The 14,187-nt window shown below is 52.4% G+C and carries 13 protein-coding genes and 2 tRNA genes; 12 read left to right on the top strand and 3 right to left on the bottom strand.

The genetic code is table 11. From position 1 onward, the window contains the following. Positions 1–65: 65 nt before the first annotated feature. The 4 genes from deoD to DKB62_RS10360 all read left to right on the top strand — a co-directional run bounded on the left by deoD (position 66) and on the right by DKB62_RS10360 (position 4,483). Positions 66–773, top strand: a complete 708-nt coding sequence (gene deoD, locus DKB62_RS10345) for a purine-nucleoside phosphorylase (RefSeq protein ID WP_087476894.1) — start codon at positions 66–68, stop codon at positions 771–773. Between the two features lie 12 nt (positions 774–785). After that, the gene (locus DKB62_RS10350; protein ID WP_087476895.1) at positions 786–1,616 is read left to right on the top strand and encodes an amidohydrolase family protein; all 831 of its coding nucleotides are present in this window, start codon (positions 786–788) and stop codon (positions 1,614–1,616) included. Positions 1,617–1,722: 106 nt separating this feature from the next. Then, the gene (locus DKB62_RS10355) at positions 1,723–3,081 is read left to right on the top strand and encodes an MATE family efflux transporter (RefSeq protein WP_107196377.1); all 1,359 of its coding nucleotides are present in this window, start codon (positions 1,723–1,725) and stop codon (positions 3,079–3,081) included. A 52-nt stretch (positions 3,082–3,133) separates the two neighbouring features. Next, positions 3,134–4,483 carry an MATE family efflux transporter gene (locus DKB62_RS10360; protein WP_107196378.1) on the top strand — a complete coding sequence of 450 codons (1,350 nt, stop codon included), beginning with the start codon at positions 3,134–3,136 and terminating at the stop codon, positions 4,481–4,483. Positions 4,484–4,568: 85 nt separating this feature from the next. Here DKB62_RS10360 and DKB62_RS10365 read toward each other — a convergent pair whose 3' ends face one another. After that, on the bottom strand, positions 4,569–5,750 hold the full coding sequence (locus DKB62_RS10365; protein WP_087476898.1) for an MFS transporter: 1,182 nt from the start codon (positions 5,748–5,750) through the stop codon (positions 4,569–4,571). A 210-nt stretch (positions 5,751–5,960) separates the two neighbouring features. Here DKB62_RS10365 and DKB62_RS10370 point away from each other — a divergent pair, with 210 nt between their 5' ends. From DKB62_RS10370 to guaA, 8 genes are all read left to right on the top strand, one after another. Next, positions 5,961–7,148, top strand: a complete 1,188-nt coding sequence (locus tag DKB62_RS10370) for a pyridoxal phosphate-dependent aminotransferase (protein ID WP_107196379.1) — start codon at positions 5,961–5,963, stop codon at positions 7,146–7,148. Positions 7,149–7,295: 147 nt separating this feature from the next. After that, a tRNA-Ile gene (locus tag DKB62_RS10375) sits at positions 7,296–7,372 on the top strand. A gap of 44 nt (positions 7,373–7,416) precedes the next feature. Further along, a tRNA-Ile gene (locus tag DKB62_RS10380) sits at positions 7,417–7,493 on the top strand. A 99-nt stretch (positions 7,494–7,592) separates the two neighbouring features. Beyond that, positions 7,593–8,522 carry an MBL fold metallo-hydrolase gene (locus DKB62_RS10385; RefSeq protein ID WP_107196380.1) on the top strand — a complete coding sequence of 310 codons (930 nt, stop codon included), beginning with the start codon at positions 7,593–7,595 and terminating at the stop codon, positions 8,520–8,522. Beyond that, complete coding sequence (locus DKB62_RS10390) at positions 8,519–9,631, top strand: S1C family serine protease (RefSeq protein WP_107196381.1); 1,113 nt, start codon at positions 8,519–8,521, stop codon at positions 9,629–9,631. Before DKB62_RS10385 ends, DKB62_RS10390 begins: the two co-directional genes overlap by 4 nt. Continuing rightward, complete coding sequence (gene rlmH / locus DKB62_RS10395; protein WP_107196382.1) at positions 9,631–10,110, top strand: 23S rRNA (pseudouridine(1915)-N(3))-methyltransferase RlmH; 480 nt, start codon at positions 9,631–9,633, stop codon at positions 10,108–10,110. Before DKB62_RS10390 ends, rlmH begins: the two co-directional genes overlap by 1 nt. A gap of 149 nt (positions 10,111–10,259) precedes the next feature. Further along, positions 10,260–10,742 carry a CBS domain-containing protein gene (locus DKB62_RS10400; protein WP_095630207.1) on the top strand — a complete coding sequence of 161 codons (483 nt, stop codon included), beginning with the start codon at positions 10,260–10,262 and terminating at the stop codon, positions 10,740–10,742. Between the two features lie 183 nt (positions 10,743–10,925). Beyond that, the gene (guaA, locus tag DKB62_RS10405) at positions 10,926–12,461 is read left to right on the top strand and encodes a glutamine-hydrolyzing GMP synthase (RefSeq protein ID WP_087476904.1); all 1,536 of its coding nucleotides are present in this window, start codon (positions 10,926–10,928) and stop codon (positions 12,459–12,461) included. Between the two features lie 278 nt (positions 12,462–12,739). On the opposite strand, the gene DKB62_RS10415 is transcribed toward guaA, so the two are convergent. Together DKB62_RS10415 and DKB62_RS10420 are read right to left on the bottom strand one after the other, a co-directional pair. Next, a complete protein-coding gene (locus tag DKB62_RS10415) occupies positions 12,740–13,582 on the bottom strand; it encodes a tyrosine-type recombinase/integrase (RefSeq protein ID WP_107196384.1) in 843 nt (280 codons plus the stop codon). Between the two features lie 77 nt (positions 13,583–13,659). Further along, positions 13,660–14,151 carry a hypothetical protein gene (locus tag DKB62_RS10420; RefSeq protein WP_107196385.1) on the bottom strand — a complete coding sequence of 164 codons (492 nt, stop codon included), beginning with the start codon at positions 14,149–14,151 and terminating at the stop codon, positions 13,660–13,662. Positions 14,152–14,187: the final 36 nt, after the last annotated feature.

Raw genomic sequence — 14,187 nt, forward strand, 5'->3', positions numbered from 1 at the left:
TATAATAGAGACGATATTCGATTATAGACTAACAGCGATAGGGCTGTACAGAGGAGGTCCTTGTTATGAGTTTGCACATTGAAGCCAAGACAGGCGATATTGCCGAGAATATCCTGCTTCCCGGCGACCCGCTGCGGGCTCAGTATATAGCGGAGCATTTTTTAGACGGCGCCGTCTGCTACAACCGGGTCCGCAATATGCTTGGATATACGGGAACCTATAAGGGGCACGCCGTTTCCGTCCAGGGCACGGGGATGGGGATTCCTTCTATTTCCATATACGCGACGGAGCTCATGCGTGATTACGGCGTCAAAAAGCTGATCCGCGTCGGTACCTGCGGCGCGATGCGCGAGGATATCCGGCTGCGCGACGTCGTCATCGCCCAGGGGGCTACGACGGATTCGTCTATTATACGCAACATCTTCGGCCCGTCCATCAATTACGCGCCTCTGGCAGATTTCGAGCTGCTCCGGAAGGCCTACGACGCGGCGGCGCGGCAGAACATCCCCGTCCGCGTCGGCAATATCGTCTCAGTAGACCGGTTTTATGATGATGAAATCGATAATGACAAATTGACGGCGTACGGCATCATGGCTGTGGAAATGGAAACGGCAGGGCTATACGTGCTGGCGGCGAAATACGGCGTTCAGGTCTTGGGCTTGTTTACCGTAAGCGATCATTTGCTGACCAAGGAAGCCTGCACGGCAGAAGAACGGCAGACGTCCTTTGACGACATGATCCGCATTGCTCTGGAAACGATCACAGCCGAGTAGGGAGCGCAGACGATGAAGGGCAATACATTGAAAATTATCGATAGTCATTTCCATTTCCGCGATTTCAAGGGATTTAATGAGCTGGCCCTGGCGGCAGGCCACGTCAACTCAGCCGAGCACCTGCGGCAGGCCTATGCCCAATATCATTACGTTCACGGCGTAGTCATGGGCAACGGGACGCTGGACCCGGAGGGGCACGTCTATCCCGAATTCATGAGCTACTGCATCGGCTTGGACAGCAGCGGCTGCAACGATCATATCGAGGAATCCCTCCCGCTGCTTGAGGAAAACCTGAAGCGGAAGCAGTGCTGCGGCATCAAGCTCTACCCGGGGTATAACCACGTCTATATTTATGATTCCGTATACGACCCCGTATACGAGCTGGCGAAACGATACGACAAGCCCGTAGCCGTTCACACGGGCCTTACGGCGACGGCCAACGCCCTGCTCAAATACAGCCATCCCCTGACGCTCGATGAAGCGGCCGTCAAGCACCCAGACGTGCAGTTCGTCATGTGCCATATCGGCAACCCATTCCTGCAGGACGCCATCGCCGTGCTGGAAAAGAACCGCAACGTCGCCGTCGACTTGTCGGGGCTGCTTGAAGGAAAGATTCATGACATGAACGGCTTTTTGAAGGCCAAGGAAGGATATATTTCGATGCTGCGCGACTGGCTGTGCTATTTGAACCGCTACGACAGCGTTATGTTCGGCACGGACTGGCCGTTGGCCAATTTAGGCGATTACGTCGCCTTTGTCAAAGCCTTTATTCCCGAGCAGTACTGGCAGGCCGTCTTTTTCGACAACGCCAACCGCTTGTACCGCCTGGGGCTGGAAGCGTAAATCATTTATTAACCGCATAAGAACGACCGGCAGACAGAAAATGCAACGTCTGCCGGTCATTTTTGTATTGACGAGAGTATACTTTAATGTGCATAATTAAGTTGATATGGAACAAATCAAACAAGAAAAACGAACAAGAAAAGTGAATATGCTGGAAGGCTCGCTGTGGGATAAAATCCTCATCGTAGCCTTGCCCTTCGCCTTTACGGGTATTATGCAGCAGCTGTTTAACGCCGCCGACATCGCCATGCTCGGCCAGTTTGTCGGAAAGGAGGCTATGGCGGCCGTCGGCAGCAACAGCCCGATTATCGCCATGGTGCTGAGTTTGTTTATCGGCGTGTCCCTGGGGGCAAACGTCGTCATCGCCCGGTTTATCGGCAAGAAAAATATCCACGGCGTCCATGCTGCTGTCCACACGGCCATACTCGTCGCCCTGGGAAGCGGCGTAGTCATGACGATTCTGGGGGAAATCGCGGCGGCTCCCCTGCTGCGGGCCTTGTCGGTGCCCGATGAAATTTTCGACATGTCCGTGCTGTACCTGCGGATTTTTCTCTTAGGCATGCCGGTCATCCTGCTGTATAACTTCGAATCGTCGATTTTCCGCAGCCAGGGAGATACGCGGACGCCCTTGTACTGCCTGATCGTTTCCGGCGTAGTTAAATTCTTTTTGAATCTCTTTTTTATCCTCGTCCTCGACATGTCTGTCGAAGGCGTGGCCATCGGCACAGTCGTTGCCAGTACGATCAGTTCGGGACTGCTCTTTTATTTCCTGTGCCGCAGCACGACGGATATCCGCGTCCATTTGCAGGATTTCCACGTAGATAAGCGGATACTCATGCCCATGCTGCGTATCGGCCTGCCGGCAGGCGTGCAGGGCATGGTCTTCGCCTTGTCGAATCTGTGCATCCAGTCGGCGATCAACGGCTTAGGGCCCGACGTCATGGCCGCCTCAGCGGCGGCGTTCAACGTAGAAATTTTCATCTTTTTCATCGTCAACGCCTTCGGACAGGTCTGTACGACCTTTGTCAGCCAGAATTACGGCGCCCGCAAGCTGGACCGGTGCAAGCAGGTGCTGAAATGGTGCCTTGTGCAGGATATTATCATCGGTGTAGCCTGCGGCGCTTTCGTGTACGCCTTCGGCATACCGATTTTAAGTATTTTCAACAGCGACGCCGCCGTCATTGCTTACGGCATGATACGGGTGACCTACGTCGGCTGCCTGGAGGTCATCGAGTCGCTTATCGACGTATTTTCCGGGGCCATGCGCGGCTACGGCAGCTCGCTCATACCGGCTCTCATCACGCTGTTCGGCATCTGCGGCACCCGCATTGCCTGGGTATACACGGTCTTTTCCTGGGAGCCTGATTTTGAAACGCTGATGATGGTCTTTCCTATCAGCTGGGGCGTCTCGGCAGTCATTCTCATCGCAGCGTATCAATGGTTTGTCAAGCATCTGCGGGCATAGCGGTGTGCTGCGGAGGGCTCTGTTTCATCCGTAAGGTCAGGTGTGCGGCAATATGAATAGAAAGAACAATACGAGAAGCGTCAACATGCTCGAAGGCTCGCTGTGGGATAAGATCCTCGTCGTGGCCTTGCCTTTCGCCTTTACGGGCATCATGCAGCAGCTGTTCAACGCCGCCGACATCGCCATGCTCGGCCAGTTTGTCGGCAAGGAGGCCATGGCGGCCGTCGGCAGCAACAGCCCAATCATCGGCATGGTGCTGAGCCTGTTTATCGGCATATCGCTGGGAGCGAACGTCATCATCGCCCGCTTTATCGGCAAGAAGAATATCCACGGCGTCCACGCCGCCGTCCATACGGCTATCCTCGTCGCCCTGGGATGCGGCGTCGCCATGGCCATCGCAGGCGAGCTCCTGGTCGAGCCGCTGCTGCGCCTCTTATCGGTGCCGGAAGAAATTTTCGATCTGGCCGTCTTGTATCTGCGCGTTTTTTGGCTGGCCATGCCGTTTATCTTGCTGTATAATTTCGAATCGTCGATTTTCCGCAGCCAGGGCGATACGCGCACGCCCCTGTATTGCCTGATTGCGTCGGGCATTACTAAATTTTTCCTGAATTTATTCTTCATCCTCGTTCTGGACATGTCCGTTGAAGGCGTGGCAATCGGCACGATCGTCGCGACGGCCCTGAGTTCGGCCATGCTGTTTTATTTCCTGTGCCGCAGCCAGACGGAAATCCGCGTCCGCCTGACGGAGTTTCATGTGGATAAACGGATTCTCCTTCCTATGCTGCGCATCGGCCTGCCTGCAGGGATGCAGGGCATGGTCTTCGCCTTGTCCAATCTCTGCATCCAGTCGGCTATCAATGAATTGGGCCCCGACGTCATGGCGGCCTCGGCAGCGGCCTTCAACCTGGAAATCTTTACCTTCTTCCTGATCAACGCCTTCGGACAGGTCTGCACGACCTTCGTCAGCCAGAATTACGGGGCCCGGAACATAAGACGGTGCAAACAGGCGATGAAGTGGTGCCTGTTTCAGGACCTGCTGCTGACGGCCTGTATTTGCGCCCTGCTGATCCTGTTCGGCGTGCCCTTGCTGCATATTTTCAGCGACGACAGTACGGTCGTCGCCTTGGGCTTTATCCGCCTGAAATACGTGGCCGGCCTGGAATTTATCAACGCCGTCATCGAAGTGGTGTCCGGAGCGATGCGCGGCTACGGCAGCTCGCTCATACCGGCGCTGATTACCCTCTTCGGCATCTGCGGCACCCGCGTGACCTGGGTGTATACCGTCTTTGCCTGGGAACCTGATTTTGCGACGCTCATGATGGTATTTCCCGTCAGCTGGGCCGTCACGGCAGTGATTCTCTGTGCGGCCTATGCCTGGTTTGTTAAGCAGCTGAAAGCTTGACAGCTTGCCGTCTGCATATTTAAAAGAGCCCCTCGGCGCGTTGGATAGCGTCGAGGGGCTTTGCTGTATCTGGCATCGTTTTTCCTTACTTCATGCCGTTTTGCTTCCATTGCTCCGGCGTGGGAACGAGGAAGGTGAAGATAGCGCCGATGAGAGCGCAGACCCATAATACCTGCAAGGCTGAGGTCAGGCCCCATGTGTCGGCTCCCCAGCCGACGAGGGGAGAGAAGAGGCCGCCCATCGTCGTGCTCAGGCCCAGGGTGACGCCGGAGGCGAAGCCGACATTTTTGCCCAAGAAGGTTTGCCCCAAAATGACGATAGGGCTGTATGGGGCGAAGAGGGAGAAGGCCACGGGTATGAGGAGCAGCGTCGACAGCCATAAATCGGTGCTGTTGACGAAGAAGAACATGGCCGGTACCATGATGAGGAAGGAACCCCGCATGATGCGGATAAAGCCGAAGCGGTCGGCCAAAATGCCGCCGATAAAGGTGATGACTACGCCCATGAAAAACAGTATGGACAAGGCGAAGCTGCCTTGGGACGGCGAAGCCTGCAGGACGTGAATCCAATAGATCGGAATAAAGGTATTGCAGAGAGTAAAGCCGATGGAACGGACGAAGATGACGACGGTAAGCTTGCTGAACGAGCGCCAGTCGTTGTGCTTTTCTTCGTTCGGATGGGCTTTTGTTTCGGCGATGTCGGCGTCGCTTACCTGATGGAGCACCTTCGGCATGAAATGATAAATCAGCGCAGCGATGATGAAGTTGATAAGGCCGAAAATGACCAATCCATAAATGTGGAAGGTATAGGCGCAGAAGCCGGCAACGATGGGGCCGACGGCAAAGCCGGCGTTGCCGCCGACGGAAAAGCTTCCCATAGCCTGGCCTTTTAAGGGGCCGGAAATCTTATTGACCATGCGCGCCGCTTCGGGATGGTAAATAGAAGAGCCGAAGCCGCAGAACATGGAGCAGAGGAAGATGAGCCAGTAATTGTCCGTAATTCCCAGCAGGGTAATGCAGATGCCGCAGAGGACCGGCCCGAGAGGGACGAACCAGGGCTTGGATATCTTATCGGAATAATAGCCGAAAATGGGCTGGGAAATAGAGGATAACAGCATGTTGGCGAAGATGAGCGTCGCCGCGTCCTGATAGCTGAGATTATACGTTGCGATAAAATACGGCAGCAGGGCGGGGATAGCGCCTTGCGACCAGTCTACGGAAAAATGACCCATCGTAAATAAATACACGTAAGGGTTCAATTTCTTCATATAGAGACCTCCTGATGATAATATATGTTGGAACATCTTATTATGCCACAAGACGCAGGCCTTTTCAAATCGCAGAGAAGAAAATTTTTGCGTTTCTTTGAAATAGTTTACGGACTCTCGCCTCGTACGCCTAATTTTTTACGATACGTTGCCGTATACACTCACGAGTTGTGGTATAATAAAACCATTACGAAAAAGGGGTTGATGATTATGCCATCAAAAGAAATGTACGCCTTGGGCTCGCAGGCTTCGGTCATCCGCGATTTGTTTGCCTACGGGCAGGAACAGGCGGCCGTCGTCGGCAGGGAAAACGTCTTTGACTTCAGCATTGGAAATCCGACGGTTCCGGCTCCGGCGTGCGTCAAGGAAGCGATTGAAGAAATCGTCGCGACCCGCCAGTCCGTCGACGTGCACGGCTATACGGCTGCTGCCGGCGATTTGGCGGTACGCCGCGGCCTGGCCGACTACATGAATCAAACCTACGACGCCGGCGTTTCGGCCGATAATTTTTATATGACCTGCGGCGCGGCGGCGTCCCTGACGGTCACGCTGAAAGCCCTCGTCGAAAGTCCGGAAGACGAGGTAATCGTCGTGGCTCCGTTTTTTCCGGAATATACTGTCTTCATTCATAACGCCGGAGCGAAAGAGGTCGTGCTGCCTCCTGATACGGAGCATTTCCAGATTTCATTGGAAGCGATGGAACAGGCCATTACGCCTCATACGCGGGCGATTATTGTCAACTCGCCGAACAATCCGGCCGGCACGGTGTATTCGGCCGATACGTATACGAAGCTGGCAGCCTTGCTGACGAAAAAATCGGCCGATATAGGCCATTCCATTTATTTGATTTCCGACGAACCGTACCGCGAAATCATTTACGACGGCCTGCCGATTCTGTACGTGCCGAAATTCTACGCCAATACGATCATCTGCTATTCCTACAGCAAGTCCTTGTCGCTGCCGGGCGAACGCATCGGATACATCCTCGTGCCGGACTGCGCCGCCGACGCTAAGGCCGTGTATACGGCGGTGTGCGGCGCCGGCCGGGCGATGGGCTTCGTCTGCGCGCCTCATCTGTTTCAGGACGTCGTGCTGAAATGCATGGGCAAGCTGTCGGATATGAATATATACGACGAAAACCGCAAGCTGCTGTACAACGGGCTGAAGGAGATGGGCTACGAATGCGTCTATCCCAGCGGCGCGTTCTACTTGTTTGTCAAATCGCCGGAACCCGACGCCAACGCCTTTTCCGAAAAGGCCAAGAAGCTCAACCTGCTCATCGTACCGGCCGACAGCTTCGGCTGCCCCGGTTACGTCCGCATTTCCTACTGCGTAGACCCCGATATGATCAGGCGCTCCTTCGCGGCCTTCAAGACCTTGATAGAAAGCTATGCCTAAGACGAGACGTTAATTTGTTTTCCCCCTTGCCAGCAAAACGTGCCGGCAAGGGGGAAATCCATAAGGAAACAGAAATTTTAAAAGAATTTGCGGAAAAATCTTGACACTTCGGTGAAATGTGGTATACTAAGCAAGTCACAAAGATATGGGCCTATAGCTCAGCTGGTTAGAGCGCACGCCTGATAAGCGTGAGGTCGGTGGTTCAAGTCCACCTAGGCCCACCATTATCTTGACATTTGACAACTGTATGGTATACTAAATACGTCATGGGCCTATAGCTCAGCTGGTTAGAGCGCACGCCTGATAAGCGTGAGGTCGGTGGTTCAAGTCCACCTAGGCCCACCAAATACGCCATCGTTAAGGAGAAATTCCGATACGATGGTTTTTTTTTGCCAAACCTATGCTATAATAGCACGAAGAGAAGGACTACAAGGGGGGAAATCTATGACGGAAAGCGAGCTTCGCTTGGAACAGCTGGCCGCGTCAATCGGGCGGGCCAGGCAGCGGGCCGGATGCGCCGTCCTGCCGGCGGAAGGGCAGCGGGAGGATATTCCGGTCATGGGCGGTGAAGCGCGCCACAGAGACTGCTTAGTCAGCATGCTGGCCAGCGGGAGCAAGGGAAACGCCGCGTTTATCCGCTGCGGCCATACGAAAATACTTATCGACGCAGGCATCAGCTGCCGCCGCATCGAAAAGGGATTAAAAGCGTATGGATGCTCCCTGTCCGAGCTGGACGCCGTCTTTATTACCCACGAGCATGCCGACCACGTAAACGGCCTGGCGACGCTGCTGAAAAAGACGGATATTCCCGTGTATACGACGCGGGAGACGTGGAGCTGCCTGGGCAGAAAAGCCGGCGAATATGCCGGCCGGTTTGTCCGCCTGCCTCGCCGCGTGGGCTTGAAAGAAATACAAATCGTGCCGTTTTTGATTTCCCACGACGCAGCCCGCCCCGTAGGCTATACGATTTATCACGGCGACAGCAAGATTACCCTGGCTACGGACTTGGGATATATCAGCCATGACGTGGAGCTGGCAGCGGCCTATTCGGATATCTTGATTTTAGAAGCCAATCACGATGAGGAAATGCTGAAAAACGGGCCTTATCCCTACGCCTTGCAGAACCGCATCTTGAGCCGGTGGGGCCATCTGTCCAACCGCGATGCGGCGGAATTTCTGGCCCGTATCCCCTTGAAAGGGCTGATGAAGGTACTGCTGGCGCATCGCAGTGAAAAAAATAATACGCCCGCCCTGTCCCTGCACACGGTACGGACCGTGCTCAGCCGGGGCGGCCGCGTCGTCGGACAGGATATATTGCTGCGCCTGGCCTGTCAAAACGGCCATGTCCGCTTTCAAGAAGGAGGTAATGCCTGATGCAGCGCAAACACATGCTAACCGCCGCCGTAGGGATCATACTGATTGCCGTCGGTGTCGCCGGCGGATTTAAAATTCACGACGTTTTCTTCGCGCCTAACCGCACGTACCAGGGAACGATAGAGCAGCTGGCCGAGCCGGCCCCGTCCGGCGATATTTCCGACGCCCGCAATACGGCCGTCGTACGGGCGGCTAAAAAGGCGTCGCCTGCTGTCGTCGGCATTACGACGAAGGTCTATGACCGCGATATTTTCAACCGCCGCGTCCTGGTCGGCGAAGGCGTCGGCTCCGGCATTATTTTTGATAAAGCCGGCTATATTGCTACGAATCAGCACGTCGTAGGCAACAGCAAGACCGTCATCGTATCGCTGGCCGACGGGCAGAGTACGGAGGGCACAGTCATCGGCCGCGATGAAAAGACCGACTTGGCCGTTGTCAAGATCAATGTGGATAACCTGCCCGTCGCAGAATTCGGCGACAGCGACGCCCTGCAGGTCGGTGAGCCGGCCATCGCCATCGGCAATCCCTTGGGATTGGAATTTCAGGGAACCGTTACGGCCGGCGTCATCAGCTCGATGAACCGGACCCTGGGCGCCGAAGGACAGAGCATGAAGCTGATTCAGACCGACGCGGCCATTAACCCGGGCAATTCAGGCGGAGCGCTGGTCGACGCCGACGGCAAGGTCATCGGCATCAACAGCGCGAAGATTTCCAAGGAAGGCGTAGAGGGCCTGGGCTTTGCCATTCCCATCAATGCGGCCCGGCCGATCCTCGACGCGCTGATTAAAAACGGCAAGGTCGTCCGGCCCTATCTCGGCTTGTATGGGCTGGATCAGCAGATGGCAGCCCGCTTCGGCATGAAAATCGACGTAGAAGGAATTTTCGTCTATAAAGTAGTGGCCGGCGGCCCGCTGGATCAGGCCGACATTGGCCGCGGCGACATCATCCTGTCGATTAACGGCACGAGAGTCAAAGATTTTACAGTACTGCAGAATGTGCTGGACAGCTGCCAGGTCGGCGAGTCTGTTTCCATTACCTACATGCGCGGCCAATCGGAACAGACGGCGACGGTCGTTTTGCAGGCAAGCCCGGAGAATGAAGAAAGCTGATGAAATATCATATTATTACCATTGGAAAAATAAAAGAGAAGTACCTGACGGCGGGCATCGATGAATTTCTCAAGCGGTTGCGGCCGTACGGGCAGGTAGAAATTACGGTGCTGCCGGAAGAAAAGATGCCCGATAATCCCTCGGAAGCCCAAAAGCGGCAGGTATTGGAAAAGGAAGGGGAAAAAATGCTGCGCCACGTCCGCCAGGGATCGTACGTATTCGTGCTGGACGTGCAGGGGACGCTGATTTCGTCGGAAGACATGGCGGCGAAATTCTCCGAAATAGCCCTCCACGGATGCAGCGAGCTGACCTTCATCATCGGCGGCCCCTTCGGCTTGTCCGACGGCGTGCGCCGCCGCGCCGACAGCCGCATATCCTTCGGGCGGATTACGCTGACCCACCAGATGATCCGCATGATCTTGCTGGAGCAAATTTATCGGGCTGTCAAAATTCAGCGCCATGAGCCATATCATTGGTAAAGGCGAGTAAAAAATTTCCTTGTCAAGCAGGAATTTCCCTTGCGTATGTGTAATACTTATTATATACGATATATCATATAGCATTTATACATACTCGATTTGTAAGCTAGGATATGGTTGGCATTACATCGGAAAAAGGGGTTGAGCTTATGGAAGAACGTACTGCGTCTGATATCATGGAAAAGAATTTTGTGACGGCAAGTCCGTCTACGTCCGTCTTCAGTTTGGTTCACATGTTTGTAAAAAATAAGGTGGCGGCGATTCCTATCGTAGACGAAGAAGAGCAGCTTATCGGCATCATTACCGACGCAGATTTGCTGTACAAAAAAATCAAGCCTCACGTTCCTCACTATGTCAACTTACTGGGAGCCAGCATTTATTACAACGGCATCAGCGAGTACGACAAGGGCTTTAAAAAGCTGATGGCCTGCACGGCAAAGGAAATGATGACCAAGAACGTCATCATCGCGGCTCCCGACGCCGATGTAGAACAGCTGGCCGGCGTCATGGTAGCGGAACATTTGAAGGTCATTCCCATCGTAGACGGCCGCCGCGTCGTGGGAATTGTCACGCGGTATAATATTTTGGATGAATTGTACAAGGAATACGGCGCTTCGGAAGAAAATAAGTAAGTAATATCGGAGATACGCAAAAAGCAGTCCGGCAGACAGGAGATGCTCTGCCGGACTGCTTTTTTGACGTATCTTCTCTGATTGCCTCTTTTTCTGCGCGTCCATTCATGATATAATAACAGAATCATAAAACCATGACTGCACTGCAGCTTGGGAGATTTTATCGTAAATGAGGAGGAAGAAATGGATAACAAAGAACTCGTTATTGTTGTCGATTTTGGCGGTCAGTATAATCAGCTTATTGCGCGCCGCGTCCGTGAAAACCACGTGTACTGCGAAGTATACCCGTATCAGAAGGCTCTGGCAAAAATAAAGGAAATGCAGCCTCAAGGCATTATCTTTACAGGCGGCCCGGCCAGCGTGTATGAGGACAATGCGCCGAAGATTGAAGAAGAAGTATTTCACTTGGGAATCCCTGTCCTCGGCCTGTGCTACGGCATGCAGTTTATGGCTCAGACCCTGGGCGGCAAGGTGCAGTCTGCGGAAATGCGCGAATTCGGCAAGACGCCGGTTACCGTCAACACGTCTTCCCCGTTGTTTAAAGGCCTGCAGGAAAAGGAAATCGTATGGATGAGCCATACGGACTATGTATCGGACATTCCCGAAGGCTTTGAAATCGTCGCCTATACGGATAACTGCCCCGTAGCGGCTATGCAGAATCCGGCGAAAAAGCTTTATGCCATGCAGTACCATCCGGAAGTGCTCCATTCGGAACACGGCAAGGAAATGCTTCACAATTTCCTCTTTGAAGTCTGCGGCTGTACCGGCACCTGGACGATGGCTAACTATGCTAAGACGGCCATAGAAACGATCAAGCAGACCGTCGGCGACGGCAAGGTCGTGCTAGCTCTGTCGGGCGGCGTAGACAGCTCCGTTGCGGCGGCTCTTATTTCTAAGGCCGTAGGCAGCCAGCTGACTTGTATCTTTGTCGACCACGGCCTCATGCGCAAAAACGAAGGCGACGAAGTCGAAGCGGCGTTCCAAGGCTCGGGCATGAATTTTATCCGCGTCGACGCGTCGGAACGCTTCCTGTCGAAGCTGGCCGGTGTCAGTGAACCGGAACGGAAGCGCAAGATTATCGGCGAAGAATTTATCCGTGTATTTGAAGACGAAGGCCGTAAAATCGGCGCCGTCGATTTCCTGGCTCAGGGCACGATCTACCCCGACGTCATCGAATCGGGCGCCGGCGACGCCGCTGTCATCAAGAGCCACCACAACGTAGGCGGCCTGCCGGCAGTCGTCGATTTCAAAGGCCTTATCGAACCGCTGCGCAACCTCTTTAAGGACGAAGTCCGCGAACTGGGCGAAGAACTGGGCCTTCCCGATTACCTCGTATGGCGTCAGCCCTTCCCGGGACCGGGCCTGGCTATCCGCGTCATGGGCGAAATCACGAAGGAAAAACTCGCTATCCTCCGCGATGCCGATGCGATCTTCCGCGAAGAAATTGCCAACGCCGGACTGCAGCGCTCCATTAATCAGTACTTTGCTGTCCTCACGAGCAACCGTACCGTCGGCGTTATGGGCGACTTCCGTACCTACGACTATACCTTAGCCCTCCGCGGCGTTACGACGACGGATTTCATGACTGCCGACTGGGCCAGAATCCCCTACGACGTCCTGGATAAAATCTCCAGCCGCATCGTAAACGAAGTAGACCACATCAACCGCATCGTGTACGATATTACGAGTAAACCGCCCGCGACGATTGAGTGGGAATAATAGCATTAAACTCCATAAAACGCTTAAAATAGCGGCTTATGGAGTTTCTTTTTCATATCGGTGTACCAAATTTCCTGTTTTTGCTTTTTTGGAACTGACATTTTACCTAATTTTTCCATCACATCCAGAAGTTTTGTTTGTTGAGATGGATAAAGATGCGAATACGTATTCAAAGTTATTTCAATATTGTCGTGTCCTAGGCGTTTTTTGATGACCAATGGGGAAAAGCCTTGATTGACAAGAAAGGAAGCATGTGAATGGGCGCAGGTCATGAACTCTTATTTTTTGACGCCGGCTTTTTGACTGCCGTTGTGCAAATAACGCAAAATGCTATGTTTAGTAATAGGGAATAGGCGGTCATGTTTGTGTAGTCTATAGATAGAATTCATGTAAGTTTGGACAATCGAACAGAGAAAAGGGGGAATCGTAATCGTACGGATACTTTTTGATGTTTTGGGCTTTTGAATCAAGTCTTGCCCGTTTAGGCGAGAATAACTTTTAGTGGTACTAATTGTTTGGGTGCTGAAATTAAAATCAGCTGCTGTAAGAGCCAGTAATTTGCCTTCGCGCATGCCTGTCCAGAAAAGCATCATAAAAATAGTATAATATAAAATATCATCCTTATAAACCACAATAAAGGCGCGAAATTCATCGAGAGTCCAGAAACTTATTCGATCAGACCGTTTTTTTCCGATAGATCCGCAGAGACACGCTGGATTTTGCGGCAAGTGATAGTATTTTACGGCAAAATTGAAAATTGCAGATACTTGATTGTTAATTGTTTTGAGATAAGTCTGTGTATAGTGTAACTGGCTTTTTTCGCGCGCGTATGTCGTACTAAAAAGCTGATTCTGCCATTTACGGATTGTTGCCGGTGTGATAGAAGCAAGTGGGAGATCCTTGAAGAATGGAAGAACCTTGAGACTGATAATATATTCTTTGTTGCAGTATGTCGTTGGCTTCAGTCGTACTTTAGCATCTTCCATGTACAATTCATAAAGTTCGCCAAACGTCATCATGGTAGAGCCTGAAGCCTTGAACTTGAAGGATTCTTCAAAAGTCAAGGCGTCTCGGCGTGTCTTGAACCCTATCTTTTTTTGCGGTTTCGTTGGCTTGTCCAATCAGTATAGTAGAAGGAGATGCCCCAAGTATTTCGATTTTTGTCCTAAAATGTAGCCATTATATTTTCTCCTTCCTGTTATTGTTCGGCAGTACTTCGATTTCTGACATAAAGTTGGTGATTGGCAGCATCATACCAATACGCAGCATTTCTGCTCAGTGTATCATGTATCATCAGGAGAGCTTGCGTGTGATTTGCCAATTCGTCACGAAGCGAAGTAAAGCAAAAGGCTTGAAGTACTGTCAACATAAGTATACCTATGAGCAAATACCGTTGTATTTTCTTTTTGGCATGTTTTTGTTCTGCTCTCATGTCGTCTACAAACTTAAACGTCCCCCGTATACTATATAACAAGGTGTCCATCGTAGGTGTCATCGTTTTCCCTAGTGCTTCTACTTGTGGCTGTAGCTGCTCTTGTATGGCTTTTATTTGTTGGGTCAGCTCCTCATGTTCTGCTACTTGATTCGGCGTCTGTATGCCATAGTGAATTTCTTCCTTGCATGCAGAGAACGTAAAATGGTTAGCAGAATTTGAAGAATTTGTTTTAGAAGCATATAAAATTACTGACAAATATCCTAAGCATTATAAAAATTAATTGTAAAAGTA

It is taken from the genome of Megasphaera stantonii (assembly GCF_003367905.1).
GTDB lineage: Bacteria > Bacillota > Negativicutes > Veillonellales > Megasphaeraceae > Megasphaera > Megasphaera stantonii.

Coding starts and splice junctions, on each gene's coding strand:
- DKB62_RS10355 (WP_107196377.1), top strand. CDS start 1,723: ATGGAACAAATCAAACAAGAAAAACGAACAAGAAAAGTGAATATGCTG.
- guaA (WP_087476904.1), top strand. CDS start 10,926: ATGGATAACAAAGAACTCGTTATTGTTGTCGATTTTGGCGGTCAGTAT.
- DKB62_RS10400 (WP_095630207.1), top strand. CDS start 10,260: ATGGAAGAACGTACTGCGTCTGATATCATGGAAAAGAATTTTGTGACG.
- deoD (WP_087476894.1), top strand. CDS start 66: ATGAGTTTGCACATTGAAGCCAAGACAGGCGATATTGCCGAGAATATC.
- DKB62_RS10365 (WP_087476898.1), bottom strand. CDS start 5,750: ATGAAGAAATTGAACCCTTACGTGTATTTATTTACGATGGGTCATTTT.
- DKB62_RS10385 (WP_107196380.1), top strand. CDS start 7,593: ATGACGGAAAGCGAGCTTCGCTTGGAACAGCTGGCCGCGTCAATCGGG.
- rlmH (WP_107196382.1), top strand. CDS start 9,631: ATGAAATATCATATTATTACCATTGGAAAAATAAAAGAGAAGTACCTG.
- DKB62_RS10350 (WP_087476895.1), top strand. CDS start 786: ATGAAGGGCAATACATTGAAAATTATCGATAGTCATTTCCATTTCCGC.
- DKB62_RS10370 (WP_107196379.1), top strand. CDS start 5,961: ATGCCATCAAAAGAAATGTACGCCTTGGGCTCGCAGGCTTCGGTCATC.
- DKB62_RS10360 (WP_107196378.1), top strand. CDS start 3,134: ATGAATAGAAAGAACAATACGAGAAGCGTCAACATGCTCGAAGGCTCG.